This is a genomic window from Aquimarina acroporae (genome assembly GCF_023195925.1).
GTDB lineage: Bacteria > Bacteroidota > Bacteroidia > Flavobacteriales > Flavobacteriaceae > Aquimarina > Aquimarina acroporae.
The window spans coordinates 129,435-149,502 of sequence record NZ_JALPRE010000013.1 but is presented as its reverse complement, the minus strand read 5'-3'; the positions used below and the strand labels follow the sequence as shown (position 1 = coordinate 149,502).

Annotated in this window: 19 protein-coding genes and 1 tRNA gene; 13 read left to right on the top strand and 7 right to left on the bottom strand. The window is 32.8% G+C overall.

All coding sequences use genetic code 11. The features are described 5' to 3' along the window. The first annotated feature begins 146 nt into the window (after window positions 1–146). The 5 genes from M0D21_RS19070 (at window position 147) to M0D21_RS19050 (ending at window position 4,897) form a co-directional block, all read left to right on the top strand. Window positions 147–1,193 carry an alkane 1-monooxygenase gene (locus M0D21_RS19070; protein WP_248332439.1) on the top strand — a complete coding sequence of 349 codons (1,047 nt, stop codon included), beginning with the start codon at window positions 147–149 and terminating at the stop codon, window positions 1,191–1,193. A gap of 88 nt (window positions 1,194–1,281) precedes the next feature. Next, window positions 1,282–2,793, top strand: coding sequence for a glutamate--tRNA ligase (gene gltX, locus M0D21_RS19065; protein ID WP_248332437.1), 1,512 nt, complete (start codon window positions 1,282–1,284; stop codon window positions 2,791–2,793). A 129-nt stretch (window positions 2,794–2,922) separates the two neighbouring features. Further along, window positions 2,923–3,090: a hypothetical protein gene (locus M0D21_RS19060; protein WP_248332435.1), complete on the top strand. Its 168-nt coding sequence runs from the start codon at window positions 2,923–2,925 to the stop codon at window positions 3,088–3,090. Between the two features lie 68 nt (window positions 3,091–3,158). Beyond that, window positions 3,159–4,109 (top strand): SPFH domain-containing protein, encoded by a 951-nt coding sequence (locus tag M0D21_RS19055; RefSeq protein ID WP_248332433.1) that lies wholly within the window; start codon window positions 3,159–3,161, stop codon window positions 4,107–4,109. A gap of 278 nt (window positions 4,110–4,387) precedes the next feature. Next, window positions 4,388–4,897 (top strand): hypothetical protein, encoded by a 510-nt coding sequence (locus tag M0D21_RS19050; RefSeq protein ID WP_248332431.1) that lies wholly within the window; start codon window positions 4,388–4,390, stop codon window positions 4,895–4,897. A gap of 60 nt (window positions 4,898–4,957) precedes the next feature. Here the strand turns inward: M0D21_RS19050 and M0D21_RS19045 are convergent, their stop codons facing one another. Next, window positions 4,958–7,000, bottom strand: coding sequence for a glutamine--tRNA ligase/YqeY domain fusion protein (locus M0D21_RS19045; protein WP_248332429.1), 2,043 nt, complete (start codon window positions 6,998–7,000; stop codon window positions 4,958–4,960). A 165-nt stretch (window positions 7,001–7,165) separates the two neighbouring features. Between M0D21_RS19045 and folB the strand changes: the two genes are divergently transcribed. Together folB and M0D21_RS19035 are read left to right on the top strand one after the other, a co-directional pair. After that, window positions 7,166–7,522, top strand: coding sequence for a dihydroneopterin aldolase (folB, locus tag M0D21_RS19040; RefSeq protein WP_248332427.1), 357 nt, complete (start codon window positions 7,166–7,168; stop codon window positions 7,520–7,522). 94 nt (window positions 7,523–7,616) lie between these two features. Continuing rightward, a tRNA-Cys gene (locus tag M0D21_RS19035) sits at window positions 7,617–7,687 on the top strand. 38 nt (window positions 7,688–7,725) lie between these two features. Here M0D21_RS19035 and M0D21_RS19030 read toward each other — a convergent pair. The 3 genes from M0D21_RS19030 to rnr form a co-directional block, all read right to left on the bottom strand. After that, window positions 7,726–8,424: a LysE family translocator gene (locus M0D21_RS19030; protein WP_248332424.1), complete on the bottom strand. Its 699-nt coding sequence runs from the start codon at window positions 8,422–8,424 to the stop codon at window positions 7,726–7,728. 39 nt (window positions 8,425–8,463) lie between these two features. Then, window positions 8,464–9,138, bottom strand: coding sequence for a head GIN domain-containing protein (locus M0D21_RS19025; protein WP_248332422.1), 675 nt, complete (start codon window positions 9,136–9,138; stop codon window positions 8,464–8,466). Window positions 9,139–9,208: 70 nt separating this feature from the next. Continuing rightward, complete coding sequence (gene rnr, locus M0D21_RS19020) at window positions 9,209–11,407, bottom strand: ribonuclease R (RefSeq protein WP_248332420.1); 2,199 nt, start codon at window positions 11,405–11,407, stop codon at window positions 9,209–9,211. Window positions 11,408–11,644: 237 nt separating this feature from the next. Here rnr and M0D21_RS19015 point away from each other — a divergent pair, with 237 nt between their 5' ends. The 4 genes from M0D21_RS19015 (at window position 11,645) to M0D21_RS19000 (ending at window position 13,613) form a co-directional block, all read left to right on the top strand. Continuing rightward, window positions 11,645–11,824 carry a hypothetical protein gene (locus M0D21_RS19015; RefSeq protein ID WP_248332418.1) on the top strand — a complete coding sequence of 60 codons (180 nt, stop codon included), beginning with the start codon at window positions 11,645–11,647 and terminating at the stop codon, window positions 11,822–11,824. Between the two features lie 80 nt (window positions 11,825–11,904). Then, the gene (locus tag M0D21_RS19010) at window positions 11,905–12,144 is read left to right on the top strand and encodes a DUF2007 domain-containing protein (protein ID WP_248332416.1); all 240 of its coding nucleotides are present in this window, start codon (window positions 11,905–11,907) and stop codon (window positions 12,142–12,144) included. A gap of 566 nt (window positions 12,145–12,710) precedes the next feature. Further along, the gene (rpiB, locus tag M0D21_RS19005) at window positions 12,711–13,142 is read left to right on the top strand and encodes a ribose 5-phosphate isomerase B (protein WP_248332414.1); all 432 of its coding nucleotides are present in this window, start codon (window positions 12,711–12,713) and stop codon (window positions 13,140–13,142) included. A 24-nt stretch (window positions 13,143–13,166) separates the two neighbouring features. Then, window positions 13,167–13,613 carry a GNAT family N-acetyltransferase gene (locus M0D21_RS19000; RefSeq protein WP_248332412.1) on the top strand — a complete coding sequence of 149 codons (447 nt, stop codon included), beginning with the start codon at window positions 13,167–13,169 and terminating at the stop codon, window positions 13,611–13,613. Between the two features lie 58 nt (window positions 13,614–13,671). Here the strand turns inward: M0D21_RS19000 and M0D21_RS18995 are convergent, their stop codons facing one another. Together M0D21_RS18995 and M0D21_RS18990 are read right to left on the bottom strand one after the other, a co-directional pair. Beyond that, the gene (locus M0D21_RS18995; protein ID WP_248332410.1) at window positions 13,672–15,153 is read right to left on the bottom strand and encodes a DUF5689 domain-containing protein; all 1,482 of its coding nucleotides are present in this window, start codon (window positions 15,151–15,153) and stop codon (window positions 13,672–13,674) included. Next, window positions 15,089–17,971, bottom strand: a complete 2,883-nt coding sequence (locus M0D21_RS18990) for a TonB-dependent receptor (RefSeq protein ID WP_248332409.1) — start codon at window positions 17,969–17,971, stop codon at window positions 15,089–15,091. The genes M0D21_RS18995 and M0D21_RS18990 overlap by 65 nt, the downstream gene beginning before the upstream one ends. A gap of 142 nt (window positions 17,972–18,113) precedes the next feature. Here M0D21_RS18990 and M0D21_RS18985 point away from each other — a divergent pair, with 142 nt between their 5' ends. Both M0D21_RS18985 and M0D21_RS18980 read left to right on the top strand, forming a co-directional pair. Further along, window positions 18,114–19,163 (top strand): endonuclease/exonuclease/phosphatase family protein, encoded by a 1,050-nt coding sequence (locus M0D21_RS18985; RefSeq protein WP_248332408.1) that lies wholly within the window; start codon window positions 18,114–18,116, stop codon window positions 19,161–19,163. A 97-nt stretch (window positions 19,164–19,260) separates the two neighbouring features. Further along, a complete protein-coding gene (locus M0D21_RS18980; protein WP_248332407.1) occupies window positions 19,261–19,731 on the top strand; it encodes a hypothetical protein in 471 nt (156 codons plus the stop codon). Window positions 19,732–19,765: 34 nt separating this feature from the next. Here M0D21_RS18980 and M0D21_RS18975 read toward each other — a convergent pair whose 3' ends face one another. Then, on the bottom strand, window positions 19,766–20,020 hold the full coding sequence (locus M0D21_RS18975) for a hypothetical protein (protein ID WP_248332406.1): 255 nt from the start codon (window positions 20,018–20,020) through the stop codon (window positions 19,766–19,768). Window positions 20,021–20,068: the final 48 nt, after the last annotated feature.

Genomic DNA, 20,068 nt, shown 5'->3' with positions numbered 1-20,068 from the left:
TATAAAACCTTCTAACTTGCTCTTAATGAACCCAAAATTATCCATAACTAAAATCTTCCTTTTCCATTAACCTTTAAAACTACAACATTATTTTTAATAGAATTGTTATATTTATGATAATTCAACCTATTCTCTGCTAACTAGTTATGAAAGATTTAAAATATTTCTGTGCATATACCATCCCCATTGCAGCACTTATTGGTCTTTGGTTAGAAGGTATTTATACCTATTTAACACCTATATATGCCTTTGGATTTATTCCTTTATTAGAATTATTTACAAGTGCCTCTACATCCAATACTGGTGACACAGAAAAAGATAGCTTAACTAAAAAAAGAATATTTGATTGGATGCTTTATGTCAATCTTCCTATTATATACGGTTTACTAGCTATCACCCTGTACCGAGCTACTACTGTATCTCTACAAACTTATGAACTAGTAGGTATCATTATTTCAACAGGTATTGTACTGGGTACAAATGGCATTAATGTTGGTCATGAACTAGGACATAGAAACACTTATGAGCGTTTTCTTGGTAAAGCCTTACTCTTACCATCACTATACATGCATTTCTACATAGAACATAACTTTGGACATCATTTAAAAGTCGCTACAAAAGAAGATCCTGCGACTGCAAAATACAATCAACCCGTTTACTTATTTTGGGTTACTTCAACCATAGGCCAATACTTAAGTTCTTGGAAAATCCAACGCAACCTTCTAAAGAAAAACAACAGTTCATTCTTTTCTATAAAAAACGACATGTTGTGGTACCATCTTTTTATTGGAATATACTTACTTTTCACCTTTTACATTTTTGGTTTGTTAGGATTCTACATTGCCTTTTTTAGTGGTATTGTCGGTTTTCTGTTGCTTGAAACTATTAACTATATCGAGCATTATGGTCTACGAAGAAACAAAACAAATTCTGGCCGATATGAGCGCGTTAGAGAAATCCATTCCTGGAATTCCAATCATGCGCTTGGTAGAATTATGTTATACGAACTTACTCGACATAGTGACCATCATCATCGGGCATCAAAAAAATACCAATTACTAGATCATCATGATGAAAGTCCCCAACTTCCTTTTGGGTATCCTACATCAATGGTACTTTCTCTTTTTCCACCACTCTGGTTTATGATTATGAATAAAAGAGTACCAGATACTATGAAAAAATCTAATACATAAAAACGTTTTATTAGCCTATCGAAGATTGTATCTTTGTCTCTGATTTTAGAACTGAAATAGTCCATACAAAAGACTAAAACAAAAACTCATGACAAAAGATATTAGGGTGCGCTTTGCTCCCAGTCCAACAGGGCCTTTACATATTGGAGGAGTTAGAACAGCTCTTTTTAACTATCTCTTTGCAAAAAAGAACAAAGGAACTTTTGTTCTTAGAATTGAAGATACCGATCAAAAAAGATACGTTCCTGGTGCAGAGAAATATATTACAGATGCTCTAGAATGGTGTAATATTCCTTATGATGAAGGACCAGAAAAAGATGGTGGTTTTGGACCATACAGACAAAGTGAACGCAAACATCTTTATAAGCAATATGCCGATCAACTTATAGAAAACGGTAATGCATATTACGCATTTGATACTTCTGAATCTCTTGATGAACACAGGAAAATTCACGAAGCCAATGGTAAAACGTTTATTTACAATTGGAATAACAGAGAAGAGTTAAATAATTCTTTATCACTTTCTGAAAAAGATGTAAACCAACGATTACAATCTGGAAACCCTTATGTAATTAGATTTAAATCTCCTCAAAATGAAACTTTGATTCTAAATGATGAAATTAGAGGAGAAATAAAGATTGATACCAATATTCTTGATGACAAAATATTGTTCAAGAGCGATGGCATGCCTACCTATCATCTCGCCAATATTGTTGATGACCATTTAATGGAAATTACTCATGTCATTCGTGGAGAAGAATGGCTTCCATCATTGGCTTTACATGTGCTGTTGTATCGTTCTTTAGACTGGGAAGCACCAAGTTTTGCTCATCTCCCACTCATACTTAAACCTGTTGGTAAAGGAAAACTAAGCAAAAGAGACGGTGATAAAATGGGATTCCCTGTGTTCCCTTTACAATGGAATGACCCTAAAACCAACGATATCTCCTCTGGATATAGAGAAGATGGATATTTACCTGAAGCGGTAATTAATATGCTGGCATTTCTTGGTTGGAATCCAGGTACCGAACAAGAACTATTCTCTCTTTCTGAACTTATCAATGAGTTTAGTTTATCAAGAGTGAATAAAGCTGGAGCCAAATTTGACCCTGAGAAAACAAAGTGGTTTCAACAACAACATTTACAAAATCTAGATACTTCTATAATTACCTCAGCGTTTGAAAAAATTCTTAATGATAAAAACATTCAAACCACAGTTGATCTTAATACGGTAGTTTCTATGGTAAAAGAAAGAGCTGTCTTTATAGATGATCTTTGGGATTTAACTCATTTTATTTTCATATCACCTAGTGAATATGATGCTAAAGCCGTAAAAAAAGCATGGAAAGATGATACCCCTACTCTTATGCATGAGTTAACAAGAATTTTGGATGACATTTCCGATTTTTCTTCAGACAATGTTTCTACTATTGTTAAGAGCTGGATTAAGGGTAAAGAAATTGGCTTTGGTAAAATTATGATGCCTTTACGTATTGCTCTTGTTGGTTCTTTACAAGGTCCTGATCTTTTTGATATCGCGAGCCTAGTTGGAAAAGAAGAAACGATTCAACGCATTGAAAACGCAATAGAAGTAAACTAAAAAACATATCCATACAGTTTGACAAAAGCCATTGTTCACGTGGAACAATGGCTTTTGTCATTTCTATTAGTTGTAACGTTTTAAGTAATTCATACACTTATATAGTAACTACTTATTAAAACAACGACTATGGGAAAACAATACAAAGTACTTCGGGTAGTAGAAAATTGGTCTACCCAGAAACTAAGAACACGCGTTGAAGAAACTCTTAATAACGCTTCAAAGGAAGGATGGGATCTCGTTGACATTTCATACCTCGCCAACACTTATATTGCGATGATAACTCTTTCGAAATAACAGCTCTATCATAAGCAATTAATTAGTAAATTCATTCTTATAAACAATTAACACATAACATAACAATCATGAATCCTTTTTATATTCCAGTAGTAATAATAGCTTTTATTATTCTATACAAGTTTTTCTTTGTTGTCAAACAACAAACTTCGGCCGTTATAGAACGTTTTGGTAAATTTTCTAGTGTACGAAATTCGGGTCTACAAATGAAAATTCCCATTATAGACAGTATTGCAGGACGAATTAACCTAAAAATTCAGCAGTTAGATGTAATTGTCGAAACCAAAACTAAGGATGATGTTTTCGTACGATTAAAAATATCTGTACAGTTTCAAGTTATTAAAGACAAGGTATACGATGCATTCTATAAACTTGAAAACCCCCACGATCAAATCACTTCATATGTATTTGATGTAGTTCGTGCCGAGGTTCCAAAAATGAAATTAGATGATGTATTTGAAAGAAAAGATGACATTGCTATAGCTGTAAAATCAGAACTTAATGAAGCGATGATCAATTATGGATATGACATCATAAAAACTCTTGTAACCGATATCGATCCGGACTTACAAGTAAAAGAAGCTATGAACCGTATTAACGCTGCAGAAAGAGAAAAAATTGCTGCAGAGTATGAAGCTGAAGCAGAACGAATAAAAATCGTAGCCAAAGCACGCGCCGAAGCCGAAAGTAAGCGATTACAAGGTCAAGGTATTGCCGACCAACGTCGTGAAATTGCAAGAGGTCTAGAAGAAAGTGTTGATGTATTAAACAACGTAGGTATAAATTCTCAAGAAGCATCTGCCCTAATTGTAGTGACCCAACATTATGATACTTTGCAATCTATAGGTGAAGAAACCAATAGTAATCTTATACTGTTGCCAAATTCACCACAAGCAGGTAGCGATATGTTAAATAATATGATTGCTTCTTTTACGGCTTCCAATCAAATTGGAGAAGAAATGAAACGACAAAATCTTAAAAAAGGTCTTGGTAAGAAAAAACCAGGAACCGAAGAATAATTTTTAACTTTTACCAGTATTTAAACCCGATTATACTTTATAATCGGGTTTTATTTTTGCAAACACTAAAAAACCATAAAATTTTACTCAAAAATCATTTTAAAACGTTTTGCATAGTTTTTGCTATATAACCAATAAAAGTATATTGTTTTGTTTTTTTCTGTTCTTAAAAAGCTTTAAAACGACTCATTTTTAATAGTTAAAAATTATAAAAAATACAGAACAATAAGAAAATATTATAGTTATAAAATTAGTTACCTTTACAAAAATTTGGTCCCATGAAAAATTACTTTTTAATTCTACTCTTGGTTTCGGGAACGGTCTTTTCCCAAAATCTAAAAACTTTAGAAAAAGAAGCGCTACGAGATGCAGAAGCTACATCAAAAGCATCTATCGATAGAAATTTAAGTACTATTCTTAAATACACACATCCTAACATCTTTAATGCTTATGGTGAAGAAAAATTAATGGAAACGATGGATGAGATTTTTAGAACGATGGATGCTCAAAATATTAAAATAAAGAGTTCCACCGTAAACGAAGTTACCGAAGTAAAAAAAGAAGGCAAAGAATATCGTTGTTTGGTAAAAAATACTGTGATTATGGATTTCAGTGGAAGAACTGTAACCCTTAAAAGCTCGTTATTTGGATTTTATGATAAGAAAAAATCACAATGGTATTTTGTTGAGTCTAATAAGTTACTCGATGATCCTCAAACCAAAGATCTTTTTCCAAATTTTAAAACAGATATTGAAATTCCTTTAGATGAACATATCGCAGATAACTAAAAGTAATTTCAAAGTATATAAAAACCCTCTGATTTTATTACTCAGAGGGTTTTCTTTTTTTTATAGACTATACTTATTTGCTATTTCTCTAGCTTCACTCACCAATAATTCATTCTTATCTTCTAAAGCTTTTGTTATAAAATCTTTAGCCTCTTGATCTGGTGTACTACATTTAGTTTCAAGAACCACACCCAATGCTATCATAGTAGCAATACGGGTTCCAGCCTTTTTAACCGCTGTTCCGTATAATGGAACTAACTCATCGATATCAACATTTTTTGCCGCTTCCTTAATCTTGTTTTTAAGTACCTCTCTCTTTTCTTCTGGTAGGTTGGTATACTTCTTCCCTGCTCTTTTTATTTCTTCAATTGCAGGTACTTGTTTTTGGTTATTTTGTTGTGGTTTATGACCAGAATTTTGAGGAATAGAAGGTTTAACCTTTGCCCAAGTATCTCTTAAACCAACGGTTTTATTAAACACTAAAGCCCCTTTTTTACTATCTGGATCTACATTAAAATATCCTAAACGTTGAAACTGAAACTGATCCAAAGCCTCTACATCGGCTAAACTAGGCTCTATATATCCTGTTAATACATTCAATGAATTTGGATTGATGAATTCCATAAAATCCTTATCCTTATGCCCTCCTGGTGCTTCATCATTAAATAAACGATCATATACTCTAACTTCGGTAGAAAGAGCATGTGAAACCGAAACCCAATGCAAAGTTCCCTTTACATTACGTTTTGATTCTTCGGTACCACTACCCGACTTACTTTTGGGATCATAAGTACAGTATATTTCAATAATATTTCCTTCATTGTCCTTTACTACACCTTCTCCCTTTATTATGTAGGCATTTTTAAGTCGCACTTCTTTACCAAGAGTAAGTCTAAAAAACTTTCTACCAGCTTCTTCTTTAAAATCCTCTCTTTCAATATATAGTTCTTTAGAAAAAGGAACTTTTCTTGATCCAGAAGACGGATCTTCTGGGTTGTTTTCTGCATCTACCCACTCTTCTTGTCCCTCAGGATAATTTGTGATTACCATTTTCACAGGGTCCAAAACAGCCATAACTCTAGGAGCTGTTTTGTTTAAATCTTCTCTTACACAAAACTCTAACAATGATACATCTATCACGTTTTCCCGTTTTGCCACTCCTACGGTTTCTACAAACTTACGTATAGATGCCGGAGTATATCCACGTCTTCTTAAACCTGAAATAGTAGGCATTCTAGGATCATCCCAACCAGACACAACACCTTCTTCTACCAATGTAAGTAGCTTACGCTTACTCATAATCGTGTAACTAAGATTAAGACGTGCAAATTCTCTCTGTTTAGGTCTTATTTTGCTAGTGTAAACCTGATCCAAAAACCAATCATAAAGTTTTCTGTGTGGTTTAAACTCAAGTGAACATAATGAGTGTGAAATACTTTCTATATAATCACTTTCACCATGTGTCCAGTCATACATAGGGTAAATGCACCACTCATCTCCTGTTCTATGATGTGACTTTTTAAGAATACGATACATCAAGGGATCACGCATTAACATATTAGGATCTGCCATGTCAATTTTAGCACGTACTACATGGGCTCCTTCATCAAATTCCCTGTTTTTCATTCTTTCGAAAAGATCAAGATTTTCATCAACAGATCTATCTCTATAAGGGCTATTGATTCCAGGTTCTGTGGTAGTTCCTTTTTGTTCTGCAATCTCCTCAGCCGTTTGAGAATCTACATATGCCTTACCTTCTTTTATTAATTGCACGGTCCAATCGTAGAGTTGTTGAAAATAATCTGAAGAATAGCATTCCTGATCCCATGTATACCCTAACCAAGCAATATCTTCTTTTATTGCATCTACATATTCTTGTTCTTCTTTTGCTGGATTCGTATCATCAAAACGAAGGTTTACCGGAGCATCGTATTTTATTCCTAAACCAAAGCTAATACCAATAGCCTTGGTATGGCCAATATGCAAATAGCCATTAGGTTCTGGTGGAAAACGAAAACGTAAATCATTACTATTCATTCCGTTTTTTAAATCTTCCTCTATAATATGCTCAATAAAATTGAGTGATTTCTTTTCGTCAGTCATTATTAATCTAAATAAAGCACAAAACTACAAATTCTAACAATGCTTAGCTACAGTTATAAAAGTCTTTACTAGAATTATTTGATAAAAAACAAACACAATTAAAAAAGGGGTGGTTTTCCCTACTCCTATTCAAAAAGATTCTTTATACCTTTGCTAAAAAATTTTGTGGGATTAATTAAACTCAAAAACATCAAGGTATATGCATATCATGGTTGCCTTGTAGAAGAGAAAAAAATAGGTTCAGATTATAGAGTAGACCTTAAAATAAAGGCAAATCTCAATACATCTGCTATTTCTGATCGTCTGAGCGATACTGTAGATTATGTTCATCTCAATCTCATAGTAAAAGAAGAAATGGCAATTCGATCTAAGCTGCTCGAACATGCTGCAGAACGTATTTTAGTAAGGATTTTAGATGAATTGCCGCTTGTTGAAAAAGCTACTGTAGATGTATCTAAAATTAATCCTCCCATTGGAGGAAACGTAGAAATGGTTACGATAACCAGAACAAAAATTCGTTAAAATATCTAGGTTAACATTAAACATTGAAGTTTTAATGTAAAAAGTATACTAAGAAATAATAAATTTTTTTACTTTTGCCTTCCAACCAAAAACTGGTGTCGTGGCCGAGTGGCTAGGCAGTGGTCTGCAACACCATCTACAGCGGTTCGAATCCGCTCGACACCTCAAAAAAATCCTGTACAGATTGGTACAGGATTTTTTTATTAGTTTATACTTATCGACTCTGGCTTTATTTTATCTATCCTGTCTTGAATTTGTTGTTCTACAGTGTCTGGTACCACTCCTTTTAGGATCACAAAAATCCCACAAACTACTAAGATAACACTTATCCCCCTTTTTATAAGATACGTTCGTTTAGGAGTTAAATTTTTCTTTAATCTCTTAGCTAATAATATTTTAAATAAATCTATAAATAGATATGTTGCCAAAATAAATGAGAAAAAAAGTATAATTCTTCTTGGAGTAACATTATCCTGAGTTCTAAAACCAACTAAAATAAAAATCCAGAATGCCAATACACCAATATTAATAAAGTTTAATAGAAAGCCTTTAATAAACAACACGAAGTAATTGCGTTTATTAATTATTTCTACTGATGTATCTCGTAATCGTTTATAATTTTTCTTTTCCTGAATAAAAGAAATTACCCCATAAGTAGTTATTAATGATCCTCCTAGTATTAATAATGCAGGATCATCTTTAATCTTATCAATTATTTTGTCGGTACTATAATAGGCAATTAATATAAAAACTATATCTGCGAAGATTACTCCTAAATCTACTACCAAAGCCGCTCTAAATCCTTTGATAGCAGCTGTTTCCAGCAACACAAAAAATACAGGGCCTATTAAAAAAGCTAGAAAAAATCCTATTGGTATAGCAGCTTGAGCATCTTGAAGCATCGTTTCTATAGATGTTTCTTACAAAGTTAAAAAAACTACTTAGTTTACCTCAACAATTTTCCCTGCAATAAATTTTTGTTTATCGATTTCTCTTGGGTTTCCATAAATTCGAATAGTACCACCAGCATTGGTATTTGCTTTAATATAATTCTTGGCATTTACCTCAGCAGTACCACCTGCATTTACCTTTACTTGTGATTCTTTGGTTCTAAGATCCCTTCCGTAGTATTGCCCTCCAGAAGTAACTACAACTTCTTGTTCCTTGGCAACACCATCTAATTCAATTTGACCTCCACTAATAGATTTTACATATACAAATCCAGCATCTAGTTCTGCCTTAATACCAGCTCCTTCTTGAGCTCTAAGATCTAAAGTTTCAGCGGTTAAAACATCTTCTACTTTAACCTTGGCTCCTTCATTGACGTCTATCTTATTTATTTGAGTGTAATACACCGTAACCTTGGTATTGTTGTTGTCCCAAATATTATCTATAAACATTCTAATTTTAAGCAGATTACCGCTATGAACAATATCTACTTTTCTTCTTTTAATACCTGTTATTTCAACTTTATTTTCATTTGATTTTACCAGTGTAACCTGAATTTTATCAAATACCTTCAATTCATTAAAATCACCTACATTTTTTGTGATCACGTCTTGACTTTGCATTGTTGCAACCACCAAAAACATAAGAACAAATGCTATTTTTTTCATCACCTCGAATTTAAAATTAGACCTAAGATTTGTGTGTTTCCGTATTACTATAAACGGTTTTAATTTCTGATTATGACAATTCTTCTCTACTTCCTAACAAAGTAAAGTCAAGATGTCTTTTCACCAAATCTGCATTTTTAACCTTTACATATACTTCATCACCCAATTGATACACCTTCTTTGAAGTTTGACCAATAACAGCATATTCATCTTGATCAAAAACATAATGATCATCATCGATATCTTTAAGACGAACCATTCCTTCACACTTATTGCTTAGTATTTCTACATAAATACCCCATTCTGTTACTCCAGAAATTACGCCTAAAAATTGCTCATTTTCATGATCTTTCATGAATTTGATCTGCATGTATTTTATAGAGTCTCTTTCGGCATTGGCCGCAAGGTTTTCCATACTACTACTATGGTTACACTTTTCTTCAAACTCTTCTTCGGCTGCAGATTTTCCATTATCCAAATAATGTTGCAGCAAACGGTGTGCCATAACATCTGGATATCTTCTTATTGGTGATGTAAAATGAGAATAATAATCAAAAGCTAACCCATAATGGCCTATATTATGCGTTGTGTACTCAGCTTTACTCATACTACGAATTGCTAAAGTATCTACAAGGTTCTGTTCCTTTTTACCTTGAACATCTTTAAGTAATCCGTTTAAAGATTTTGTAGTTGTTTTTCTATCTTTTAGGTCTAACTTATAACCAAACCTACCAATGATGTTTTGTAATGCTGCTAATTTTTCATCATTAGGTTCATCGTGTACTCTGTAGACAAATGTCTTTTTAGGATTCTGTTTTCCGATGAATTCAGCCACTTTTTTATTAGCAAGCAACATGAACTCTTCAATAAGCTTATTTGCATCCTTAGACGTCTTAAAAAAGACTCCTGTGGGGTCATTCTTTTCGTCTAAAGAAAAGCGTACCTCAACTTTGTCAAAAGAAATAGCACCTTGTCTCATACGTTTTGCACGCATGATTTTTGCTAATTCATCTAACTTAAGAACAGCCTTAACTATTTCTTCATCAGCCTTATACATTTCTCCTGTAAGTGAAATATCTGCTGGAATAACTGCTTCTTTGGTCTCTATAATTTGTTGAGCCTCTTCATAAGCAAATCGTGCATCAGAATATGTTACCGTTCTACCAAACCATTGATTCTTGATTTCGGCTTTATCATTTAATTCAAAAACCGCAGAAAACGTATATTTTTCTTCATGAGGTCTAAGAGAACAAGCATTATTAGATAAAATTTCGGGAAGCATAGGAACAACTCTGTCTACCAGATATACCGAAGTAGCTCTTTCATAAGCTTCATCATCAAGTATGGTACCTGGTTTTACGTAGTGTGAAACATCTGCAATATGAATACCTATCTCATAGTTTCCGTTTTCGAGTTCAACAAAAGATAAAGCATCATCAAAATCCTTAGCATCCTTTGGGTCAATCGTAAAGGTGAGTGTATTTCTCATATCCCTACGATTCTGGATTTCAGATTCTTGAATACTCGTGTTTATTTGATTTGCAAATTCTTCTACTTCATGCGGAAATTCATAAGGTAAACCATATTGTGCCAATATCGCATGTATTTCTGTATTGTGCTCGCCTGGTTTACCTAGAACCTTTGTGATTTTACCAAAAGGAGATTCTGCATTATCTGGCCAATCTTCTAGTTTTACCAACACTTTATCACCATGCTCGGCTTCTCCAATTTTATTCTTAGGAACAAAAACATCTGTATACATTTTAGTGTCCTGCATATTTACAAAAGCGTAGTTCTTTTGTATTTCTATAACGCCTACAAATTCACTCTTCTTTCGAGATAAAATTCTTGAAATTTCTCCTTCACTTTTTCCTCTTCTCTTTCTTCGATACACATACACTTCTACCTCATCTCCATCTAATGCCTTATTTAAATTATTGGAAGGAATAAAAATATCATCGCCTAAATCTTCAACGATAACATAACCTGTTCCTTTTGAGGTGACTTCGAGTATCCCTGTAAATGTATTTGCATTTGGAATAATCTTAAATTTACCTCTATCAACTTCTTCTATTTGTTTTTTGGCGGCTAATTGAGAAAGCTTTTTGACGATTTGGTTTCTGCTGCTTGCATCATTTACACCAAATTTTGAAGCTATTTGTTTATAATTGAAAGTCTTATTGGGTTCTGCCTTTAATATTTTCAGTATTCCTTGGGTAATATTCGGTATTTTTGGGGACTTTTTTCTTCTTCTACTCTTTCTTTTCATTAATATCAATTATGTATTCTACGATAAAAGTACGGCTTATCTTTTAACATCCGTAATTTTAAGTTTAAACTTTTATTAATCCTTAAATAGTATAATTGTTTGACTATAAAAAATTATCATATCTGTAAATCAGTTTATTACATTTCAAAATTTTAAACAAACTGTGTGTTTTTTCTTAAAATTTACTTAATTTTAAAACACTGGTACTTCGATTTTTTCGTTACATATTTTACCAAAATGATCAAAATCAAGAAAATACATAAAATTATACTGTTCTTTATTCTAATCTTTATATTAGGAATTTATTCCTTTTCCCTCTACATAAATCATACTATCGATCAGAATACAGAAACATTAAATCAACCTGAAATTCAAGGTTCTCCAGAATTAAAAAAAGAGGCTATTCAAATCAATTAAGAAGTACTATCTATCTACTCATCAAGTAATTCAATATTGTTCTTCACTAGAGTTTTAACATATTTTGTATCTTTAAATAGATGGAAAAATTTGTAATCATAAAAACATACACATATCCTTACGAATATGCTGTTTTAAAACTTCTTCTGGAACGAGAGGGAATCTCATATTTCTTTGAAAACGAAACTATGGTAGGAGTATTTCCATTCTACTCCAACGCCCTTGGCGGAATCAATCTAAAGGTTCACCAAAAAGACAAAAAAAGAGTATTACAAATCATAGAAGACCTAAGTACGAATTCTCATCTCAGAATAGTTTAGGTAACTACAAAAGTCTATTTCATTTTCTATTTTAGTTTTCAACATATATTAAATATATATCTTTTCTTTTTTAAAATTTAAAAACTAAAAATGATTAGTATTATGTAGTGTGAATAGCGGTATAACTTTCGTAAATATTTTTTGGTTTTTACGTTAAACTTTATTTTCAGAAACATATGAACAGGATATGAAAATGGTAAATACTTGAAAATGTTATTTGAATAGAAAATAATTAACAGTTGTTAATATATTATACACACATAAAAAGTTTGATATTTTTACGGTAAAACCGTAGTTGATAACATTAATTTAATGTTTAAAAACTCATCCAAAAAAAGTAAATTATAAATTTTGATATGTCGATAAAACCCTTGTATTCTAATAAAAATTAAAAACACCAAAAAAACTTTATCAATTTTAAGAACCATTTATTCACATTGTATGTTAACACCAGATAACAAGTTATTAACATTAAGGTAATATTGGCTAAATAATTGATTTTTTGAAGTTTACTTTTTTAGGATTGATTTATCTTTGTTTTTTAAACTTAAAACAGTATCAACACAATGAAAATAGCTATTGGAAACGACCACGCAGGAACCGAATATAAATTCGCGGTTCTTGAATATCTTAAAAACGAAGGAATTGAAGTAACTAACTATGGTACCAATGAAGATTCTAGTGTTGATTACCCAGATTTTGTTCATCCTGTAGCCAAAGATGTAGATGCTAAAGCTGTTGATTTTGGTATATTGATCTGCGGAAGTGGAAATGGAGTGGCTATGACTGCCAATAAGTATAAAAATGTTCGTGCAGGTTTATGTTGGACTAAAGAAATTACAGAATTAACAAGACAACATAATAATGCTAATATCATTTGTATTCCTGCCCGATTTACATCTTCTCCTCAAGCAATAGAAATGGTAAAAACATTTTTAAACACAGAATTTGAAGGAGGTAGACACTTAAATAGAGTGAATAAAATACCAATGTGTTAATATAACATAGTCCTCTATTTAATTATGAGCGTATTATTTTCAGTAAAGCGTTTTGATGAACTTTCTACTGTTGAATTATATAAAATTTTGCGCTTACGCGCAGAGGTTTTTGTGGTTGAGCAAGATTGCGTTTATCAAGATATAGACAATAAAGATCAAAGAGCATTACATGTTATTGGATATAAAAACGATGAGGTTGTTGCGTACACCCGAATTTTTGATGTTGGCGACTATTTTGAAAATGCTAGTATTGGTAGAGTAGTGGTCGCAGAAAAAGAACGACAGTTTGGGTATGGACATGATCTAATTAAAGAAAGTATAAGCGCTGTAGCAGATCACTTTAAAACAGAAACAATTAAAATCTCTGCCCAGACCTACTTGAAAAAATTTTATACATCACATGGTTTTAATCAGGTAGGAGAAGAGTATCTTGAAGACGGCATCCCACATATTGCCATGATTCGCGCTTAGTGAACACCTAAACATAATATAAACAATCCCATAGAACAGTTCTATAGGATTGTTTGTTTTAGTTACCAGAAACAATAATATTATCTATATGGTAACGTGTAGTTGCTCTTGGGTCACCACCTATATATCTAAAACCAATTCTTATGTTCCCTTCTACACATGATAAGCTTATGGGTCCCGATGGGACAAAGTCTCCAAAAGAATTTATAGGCCCTTTGGGAATGGTTGCATCTAATTTGATCCAGGTAGCAGTTGTTGGGTCATCAACAAAATCAGAAGAGACAAAAACTTCTAAAATATTACCGTTATCATATCCTGCTTGAAGGTCAAAATTAAGTACCTCATCTATTGAGGTATTCATTTCTATTTCGGGTGTTATTAACCACACTTCGTATAAACTTTCTTTAGACCTGAATCCAGTTATTTGCGCATAAGTATTTTCATTAAACTCGCCTATTTTATACTTTAGTTTTCCTTGGTATATATTCATATTAACCCAACCCAATTTTTCTAGATCTGAGGATTTAAAAGAAGTAAAATCTTGTTCAAACAAGATATTTTCTGCTTGTTGAATGTTTGTACATTCTAAGACCGTGGCATCACATCGATCTTCAGTATTAAAAACTAAACCATTAGGATCATTAAGCACTATATTATACGCATCACCATTAAAGTTTTTGGTTAAAATACCTTCAACAGTTCCTATTCCTGAAGGGAGTTTTAAACCTTTAAAATCAGAAAATGTGCTTGTACTTAAAATAGAAGTTCTGCCGGTTTCACAGCTTTCTATAATACGTTCTCCATCGAACACATCATTGGGTTCTGCCGCGAATGAAAATGTATTATTGTCAAGAACAAGGTTTTTATTAAACTGAACATTATTTAGTCTTACCAGAATGTTCAAAAATTGGTCAGAAAAGTTATCTATTTCAATATTTAATGGGGTAATAGAACTAATTTCAGCTGATCTGGTTATAATTTTATTGATATTAAAAGATGGAATCTGGGCTATGCGATTTCCGTCTAGAATACCAAGTGTTGGTACTCCATTTTCGATACCTATCGATAGATTATTAAGATTGACATGTATTTTTCTTCCAAATTCATAGGTAGTAAACAAAGGGTTGTCATTTATGAGTATGCGTATACCAGCAGTTGGATTTTCAGCTTTATTTTGTAAAATTAGTTCTTTAAAAAAGTTGCTTGTTCTATCGGTAGATACCACAAAACCACTAATAATATTGTCATTATTCTCAAAAATAAGCTTTGCATTTTCACCTTCTTCTTCTATTTTTTGAGCCAATAAACCTAAAATAGATTCGATGTCCACCAGTGTTCCATTTATCTGGGGTTCTGAGATAATTAAATCAGGAGTTTCGAAATCTTTTTCCGGAGTACAATAGCTAAGAAATAGCATAAAAAATGATAAATAGAGTATTTTTTTGATCGTCGAGGTATACATATGGTATTGTTTTTTAAAATCGTAAATAGATATTGGCATAGTAGGAGGCACCATAACCGAAAAAATATTTGGGTCCAAAAACTGGTGTTTGTCGTTGAGATTCTTCAAGAGCTAGTCTATAATTAGCATTTCTACTTTGTTCAAAACCACCTGTTTTATAGGTTTGGTTTAAAATATTATTGACAGAAGCAAAAAAACCAATAGTATATTTCTTAATTCTCCATGATTTTCCACCAATAGCATTAACCAAAAAATAGTCGTCAAAACGCTCTTGTTCAAGAAGTTTACGAGCAATGTTTTCATCATAGTCGGTAAAGGGTAGACCATCTGAGTCTTGATAAAAATTTGTAGTTCTAGCGAAGGGACTTACATTAATAAAAATGTTTGAGAAGTGATTTACAGTCGCTCCAAACCACCAAAAATTAGGATCGCGATATTCAAAACCAAGTTGAGCAGCGTTTTGAGGTCCGCCAGAAATGTAATAGTTCTTTAGAAATGATTTTCCTAAGAGCTTTACACCTTGTACATCTGAAAAAACATCACTTGTACTAGTTAAAGCTAATTCAGGATTGTTTTGATATCTGAAATTTCCAACAGCGACAGCGCTTTTTAATTTTAGCGAAGGGGTAATACGGTAGGATATTCCCAATTCACCTCCAAAATGTAGCTTGTCAATATCGGTTAATATTTCTTGAACAAATCCTGATTGAGAACCAGAAATAGCTTGGGTATAGAAAAAAGAAATATTGGTAGCGTCTTTAACATTGGTGTAATATCCAGTTAATCGTGCTTTTATTCGTTCTGTTCGGTAAATATAGCTAGCATCAACTGTTTCTATGGTTTCACTTTCTTGTTCATTTTCAAGCAGTTCTCCTACCGTAAGGTTGTTTTGCCTAGCATTAACAAATGTATTTTGAAAAGTAGGAGCCTTGTTAAAATACCCTGCGTTTAGATGTATCGTATGCAGACCATAAACCCTGATAGTAGCTCCGGTTTTAACACCATAATTTTGAAAATTTAACGAAGTACTTTTTCCCAAAGATTGATTTCCTGGGTAGTAACCATTTTCATAAAAACCCTCACGTTGGTAAGAGGTTTGGGAAAAATTTCCTGCAACAAAAAAATTGACTGTGTTAAAATCGAATTGTGATTGTATATACCCACCTAATACCGATGCGTTTATGTTATAATTATAGTCATATCGATCACCTGTTTTTACGATGCGATTTGGGTTTTGTAGATCACTTTGTGATCTATTTTGTCGTTCTGTGTTATTTAAATTATTTGACGATTGTGCGAATAAGTCTACATCTAAAAACCCTGTTCCACCCAGCAAATCTTTCACTTCTGCGAAATTCTGACTGCTAAGGCTTTTGTAAGATATTGAACTATTTAGTCTAATTTTTTTACTTATTTTAGAGTTTAAAATGATACTACCTGTTACTTGTGTATCATCGGTTCGGTCTTCTAGTAAGATATAGGTCGCGTTTTTGCCTAAAATGTTGTTTTGTTGATTTGTTTGTATGAGTTGCTCCCATTCGATTTGACCATTGTTTGTTAGATTTTGTTGTGCCAAAAATGCGTTTTGGTAGTCAAAAGCAGTGGGATTAGTATCTTTTAGATAAGAACTTGGTAAATTGTCTGGATGCACGGGATTAGTATCCGATGATCGACCACCACCAGTGTAAAAAGTTTGTCCGTTTGCGGTAGTAACCAAATCCCCGCCTCCAGTATCTATTCTACTGTTTCCAACAATACCTTTTTGAAAAGCGAGATTGGTACTCAAATAGGTTTCTTTTGAAATGTTCCAATAGTGATTTAACATGATTATTGGTTCATCAACCCTACGTTCTCTGGCATTTCGTATTTTTCCATTTTGATATCCCCAATTAGGATTATAAGAAGCGCCTTTAATATCAAAAACTTCTTGGGTTATCGCAGTAGACCTTCCACGTCGGTTAGGAGTATAAATACCTGTTATGTTGAGGGAGTGTTGATTACTTAATTTCTTTTCAATAGAAACAAAAAATGAATTAGCTTCGTAACCTGTACCTTCTACAAAACCTTCCTCTCCAAATCTTCTTGAAAGCGATACTGAATATGCCCACCCTTTTGAGCTTAGCCCAGAATGATAGGTACCCATAACACGACCTTGATAACTTCTATTTGAAGAGGCATATGAGATTCTGTAGCCTTTTCGGTATTTTGAAGCCCTCATAATAAGGTTTGAAGTACCAAGAAGATCACCAAAAGAATATTCATTGGCTGCCAGACCAAATGAAAACTCCTGATTTCGTTGTACATCGTTTAATCCTCCCCAATTACTCCATACTGGTCTTCCGTGAGAAAGCTTGTTCATTTCAATACCATTAATGAGAACCTTTCCATTTTCATTGTTTAGCCCTCGAGGTTTAAAAAAGGTAGTGCCAAAATCATATGCAGCAGCGTTAAGAAAAACATCGCGGTTAGCAAGTAATAGGGCCGAGCTATTAAAGGAAACATCATTTTCTTCTTCTAGATCCTGATCGGCGATTATAATTGTTGCGATTTGATCTTGTTCTGTACTAAAATCATATTGCATTTTAAGAACATCAAGGTCCAAGACCTGACCTTCATTAATAACTATAGGAAAGCGTTTAGAAATATAGCCCGGCTTAGATAATACAAGTATTTGTTCGCCTAACGGAAGAAGCTTGCCAGTGAAAGTAAAAACTCCAAATGAATTGGTTTGCATACTAATCTCTGAATCCTGTATAGAAACAGTCACTTCTAAAATGTTTTCACCAGTAAACTCATCTACTATTCTTCCCTTTATTTTAGTTTCTTGAGCTGTAGACCAAAAAGTAACTAACAACAATGCTAGAACGAATAGTTTTATAGATGCATGATACACCATACTTACTTCTATTATATTTTTAATTCATAAATAAGGGTAGGTACGTGTAAATAGACTGCAATATTAAAGCCTACGAGTTTCATTTTTCGGAACTGGAAAAATTAATCTTTGTAAAAATTACAATCGTCTTAAATATTTAATAATGAATAGAAAAATAGAACTCATATTGGTTATGCTCTTTCCTGTTATCCTGAGTTCTCAAGAACAAAAGGAGTACAAAATCAACACCATTGCTTTTTATAATGTAGAAAACCTTTTTCACCCTGAAGATGACCCGCTAACATTTGATGATGATCGCACACCCTCCGGAAAAGATCGATGGACCTATGATGTGTATAATGATAAGTTGAAGAATATGGCTAAGGTTATTTCTTTAATCGGTGTAAAAGAGTGCCAAAATACCCCTGCGATTATTGGGCTTGCTGAAATTGAAAACCGACAAGTCTTAGAAGATTTGATAAATGAACCAGTTTTACAGTCCAAAAATTATGGGATAATTCATTTTGATTCTCCAGACAGAAGAGGCATAGATGTAGCTTTGTTATATCAGAAAGCACTATTTATTCCGACACATCAAAAATCCTATGAATTGATAATTTACGATCATAAAACTTCTAAAAGAGTATATACTAGAGATCAATTGGTGGTGAGTGGATACCTTGACGGAGATTTATTTCATATCCTAGTAAACCATTGGCCTTCAAGAAGAGGAGGGGTATCTAGGAGTGCTTACAAAAGGGAAAAGGCCGCCAGACTAAATAAAAAGATCGTAGATTCTTTATTTGAGATTAACCCGTATGCAAAAATCATTAATATGGGAGATTTCAATGACGAACCAAATAATATAAGTTTAAAGAAAATTCTAGGTGCCAAAGACAAGCAGGCAAAAGTAAAATTAAAAGAACTTTATAACCCAATGAGTAAAATGGCAAAAAAAGGAGGTGGTTCACATGCATGGGATGATGGGTGGACAATTTTTGACCAGATTATTGTTTCTAAGGAGCTTATTAAAAAAGATTTTTCAAGTTATCGATATTATAAAGCAGGAATTTTTAATGAAAGCCTATTAACCACTCCGACTGGGAAATATAAAGGATATCCATTCAGGAGTTTTAGCAAAGGAGTATATACAGGAGGTTATAGCGATCATTTTCCCGTATATCTTTATGTAATTAAAGAAAAAAGAGTCTAAAAGAGTTATAAAGAAAGTGAGTTTCATTTTTTGAAACTCACTTTTCGTATTTTAACCCAAGGATATTGAGCATGTTAATTTATTTAAAACATAAAGTTTGAAAACAAAAGAGATTATTTGGTTTTTCACTACTATAGCAATGGTGACCATAATAAATTTTTACTTCCTGGGACTTGATAGTTTAGATGCCAATGCAACTTTAGACATCAATATTCATGACACTTATTTTGTGATATCATCTATTAATTTCTTTGTACTGTTTGCAGTTCTATTATTCTTTTTGGTGTATACAATTCGAATGATTGTTTTTAAATACGAGAATATCACTATCAATAGTATAGCAATATTATCCAATATAGCACTTAGTATAGTATGTATTTATGTAATGTGTATAATTTCACTATTTGGAAAAGGAGAGAACCATATTTCTGAAGCAAACGATCCTGTAGGAGACGCAATGCATGTGTTGTTTTGTATGCTATTGATCTTTCAAATACTACTGTTATTATTCTTAGCGTATAGTGGTTTTAGAACAGGAATAACACATAACAAAAAAAGAGGCCTTTGAGGGACCTCTTTTCGTTTCGATTCAGTTAGTTAGATTATAAACCGATAGTTATCGTGCCAGAACATAAAGTGTCTACATATTCATCAAAAGTAACACCATCTGGTATATCTGTAGTTTCAGTTTGTCCTGCTCCAGTACTTGTAACCGTTCCGTCTCCATTGTCACAAATTGTAACATTTATAGAGAAAACATTACATTCTCTACAATTTGCTGGAAGATCGTCATCACTTCCGCAAGAAGTAAATCCAAGAGCTAAGGCAAACAATGCCAATGACATAAGTTTTTTCATGATTTGGGGGGTTTAATTAAAAATCAACAGCCCCAAATATAGAAGATA

Excerpts from the sequence above, each read along its gene's own strand:
- M0D21_RS19070 (WP_248332439.1), top strand. The coding sequence starts at position 147 with ATGAAAGATTTAAAATATTTCTGTGCATATACCATCCCCATTGCAGCA.
- gltX (WP_248332437.1), top strand. The coding sequence starts at position 1,282 with ATGACAAAAGATATTAGGGTGCGCTTTGCTCCCAGTCCAACAGGGCCT.
- M0D21_RS19060 (WP_248332435.1), top strand. The coding sequence starts at position 2,923 with ATGGGAAAACAATACAAAGTACTTCGGGTAGTAGAAAATTGGTCTACC.
- M0D21_RS19055 (WP_248332433.1), top strand. The coding sequence starts at position 3,159 with ATGAATCCTTTTTATATTCCAGTAGTAATAATAGCTTTTATTATTCTA.
- M0D21_RS19050 (WP_248332431.1), top strand. The coding sequence starts at position 4,388 with ATGAAAAATTACTTTTTAATTCTACTCTTGGTTTCGGGAACGGTCTTT.
- M0D21_RS19045 (WP_248332429.1), bottom strand. The coding sequence starts at position 7,000 with ATGACTGACGAAAAGAAATCACTCAATTTTATTGAGCATATTATAGAG.
- M0D21_RS19030 (WP_248332424.1), bottom strand. The coding sequence starts at position 8,424 with ATGCTTCAAGATGCTCAAGCTGCTATACCAATAGGATTTTTTCTAGCT.
- M0D21_RS19025 (WP_248332422.1), bottom strand. The coding sequence starts at position 9,138 with ATGAAAAAAATAGCATTTGTTCTTATGTTTTTGGTGGTTGCAACAATG.
- rnr (WP_248332420.1), bottom strand. The coding sequence starts at position 11,407 with ATGAAAAGAAAGAGTAGAAGAAGAAAAAAGTCCCCAAAAATACCGAAT.
- M0D21_RS19015 (WP_248332418.1), top strand. The coding sequence starts at position 11,645 with ATGATCAAAATCAAGAAAATACATAAAATTATACTGTTCTTTATTCTA.
- M0D21_RS19010 (WP_248332416.1), top strand. The coding sequence starts at position 11,905 with ATGGAAAAATTTGTAATCATAAAAACATACACATATCCTTACGAATAT.
- rpiB (WP_248332414.1), top strand. The coding sequence starts at position 12,711 with ATGAAAATAGCTATTGGAAACGACCACGCAGGAACCGAATATAAATTC.
- M0D21_RS19000 (WP_248332412.1), top strand. The coding sequence starts at position 13,167 with ATGAGCGTATTATTTTCAGTAAAGCGTTTTGATGAACTTTCTACTGTT.
- M0D21_RS18990 (WP_248332409.1), bottom strand. The coding sequence starts at position 17,971 with ATGGTGTATCATGCATCTATAAAACTATTCGTTCTAGCATTGTTGTTA.
- M0D21_RS18985 (WP_248332408.1), top strand. The coding sequence starts at position 18,114 with ATGAATAGAAAAATAGAACTCATATTGGTTATGCTCTTTCCTGTTATC.
- M0D21_RS18975 (WP_248332406.1), bottom strand. The coding sequence starts at position 20,020 with ATGAAAAAACTTATGTCATTGGCATTGTTTGCCTTAGCTCTTGGATTT.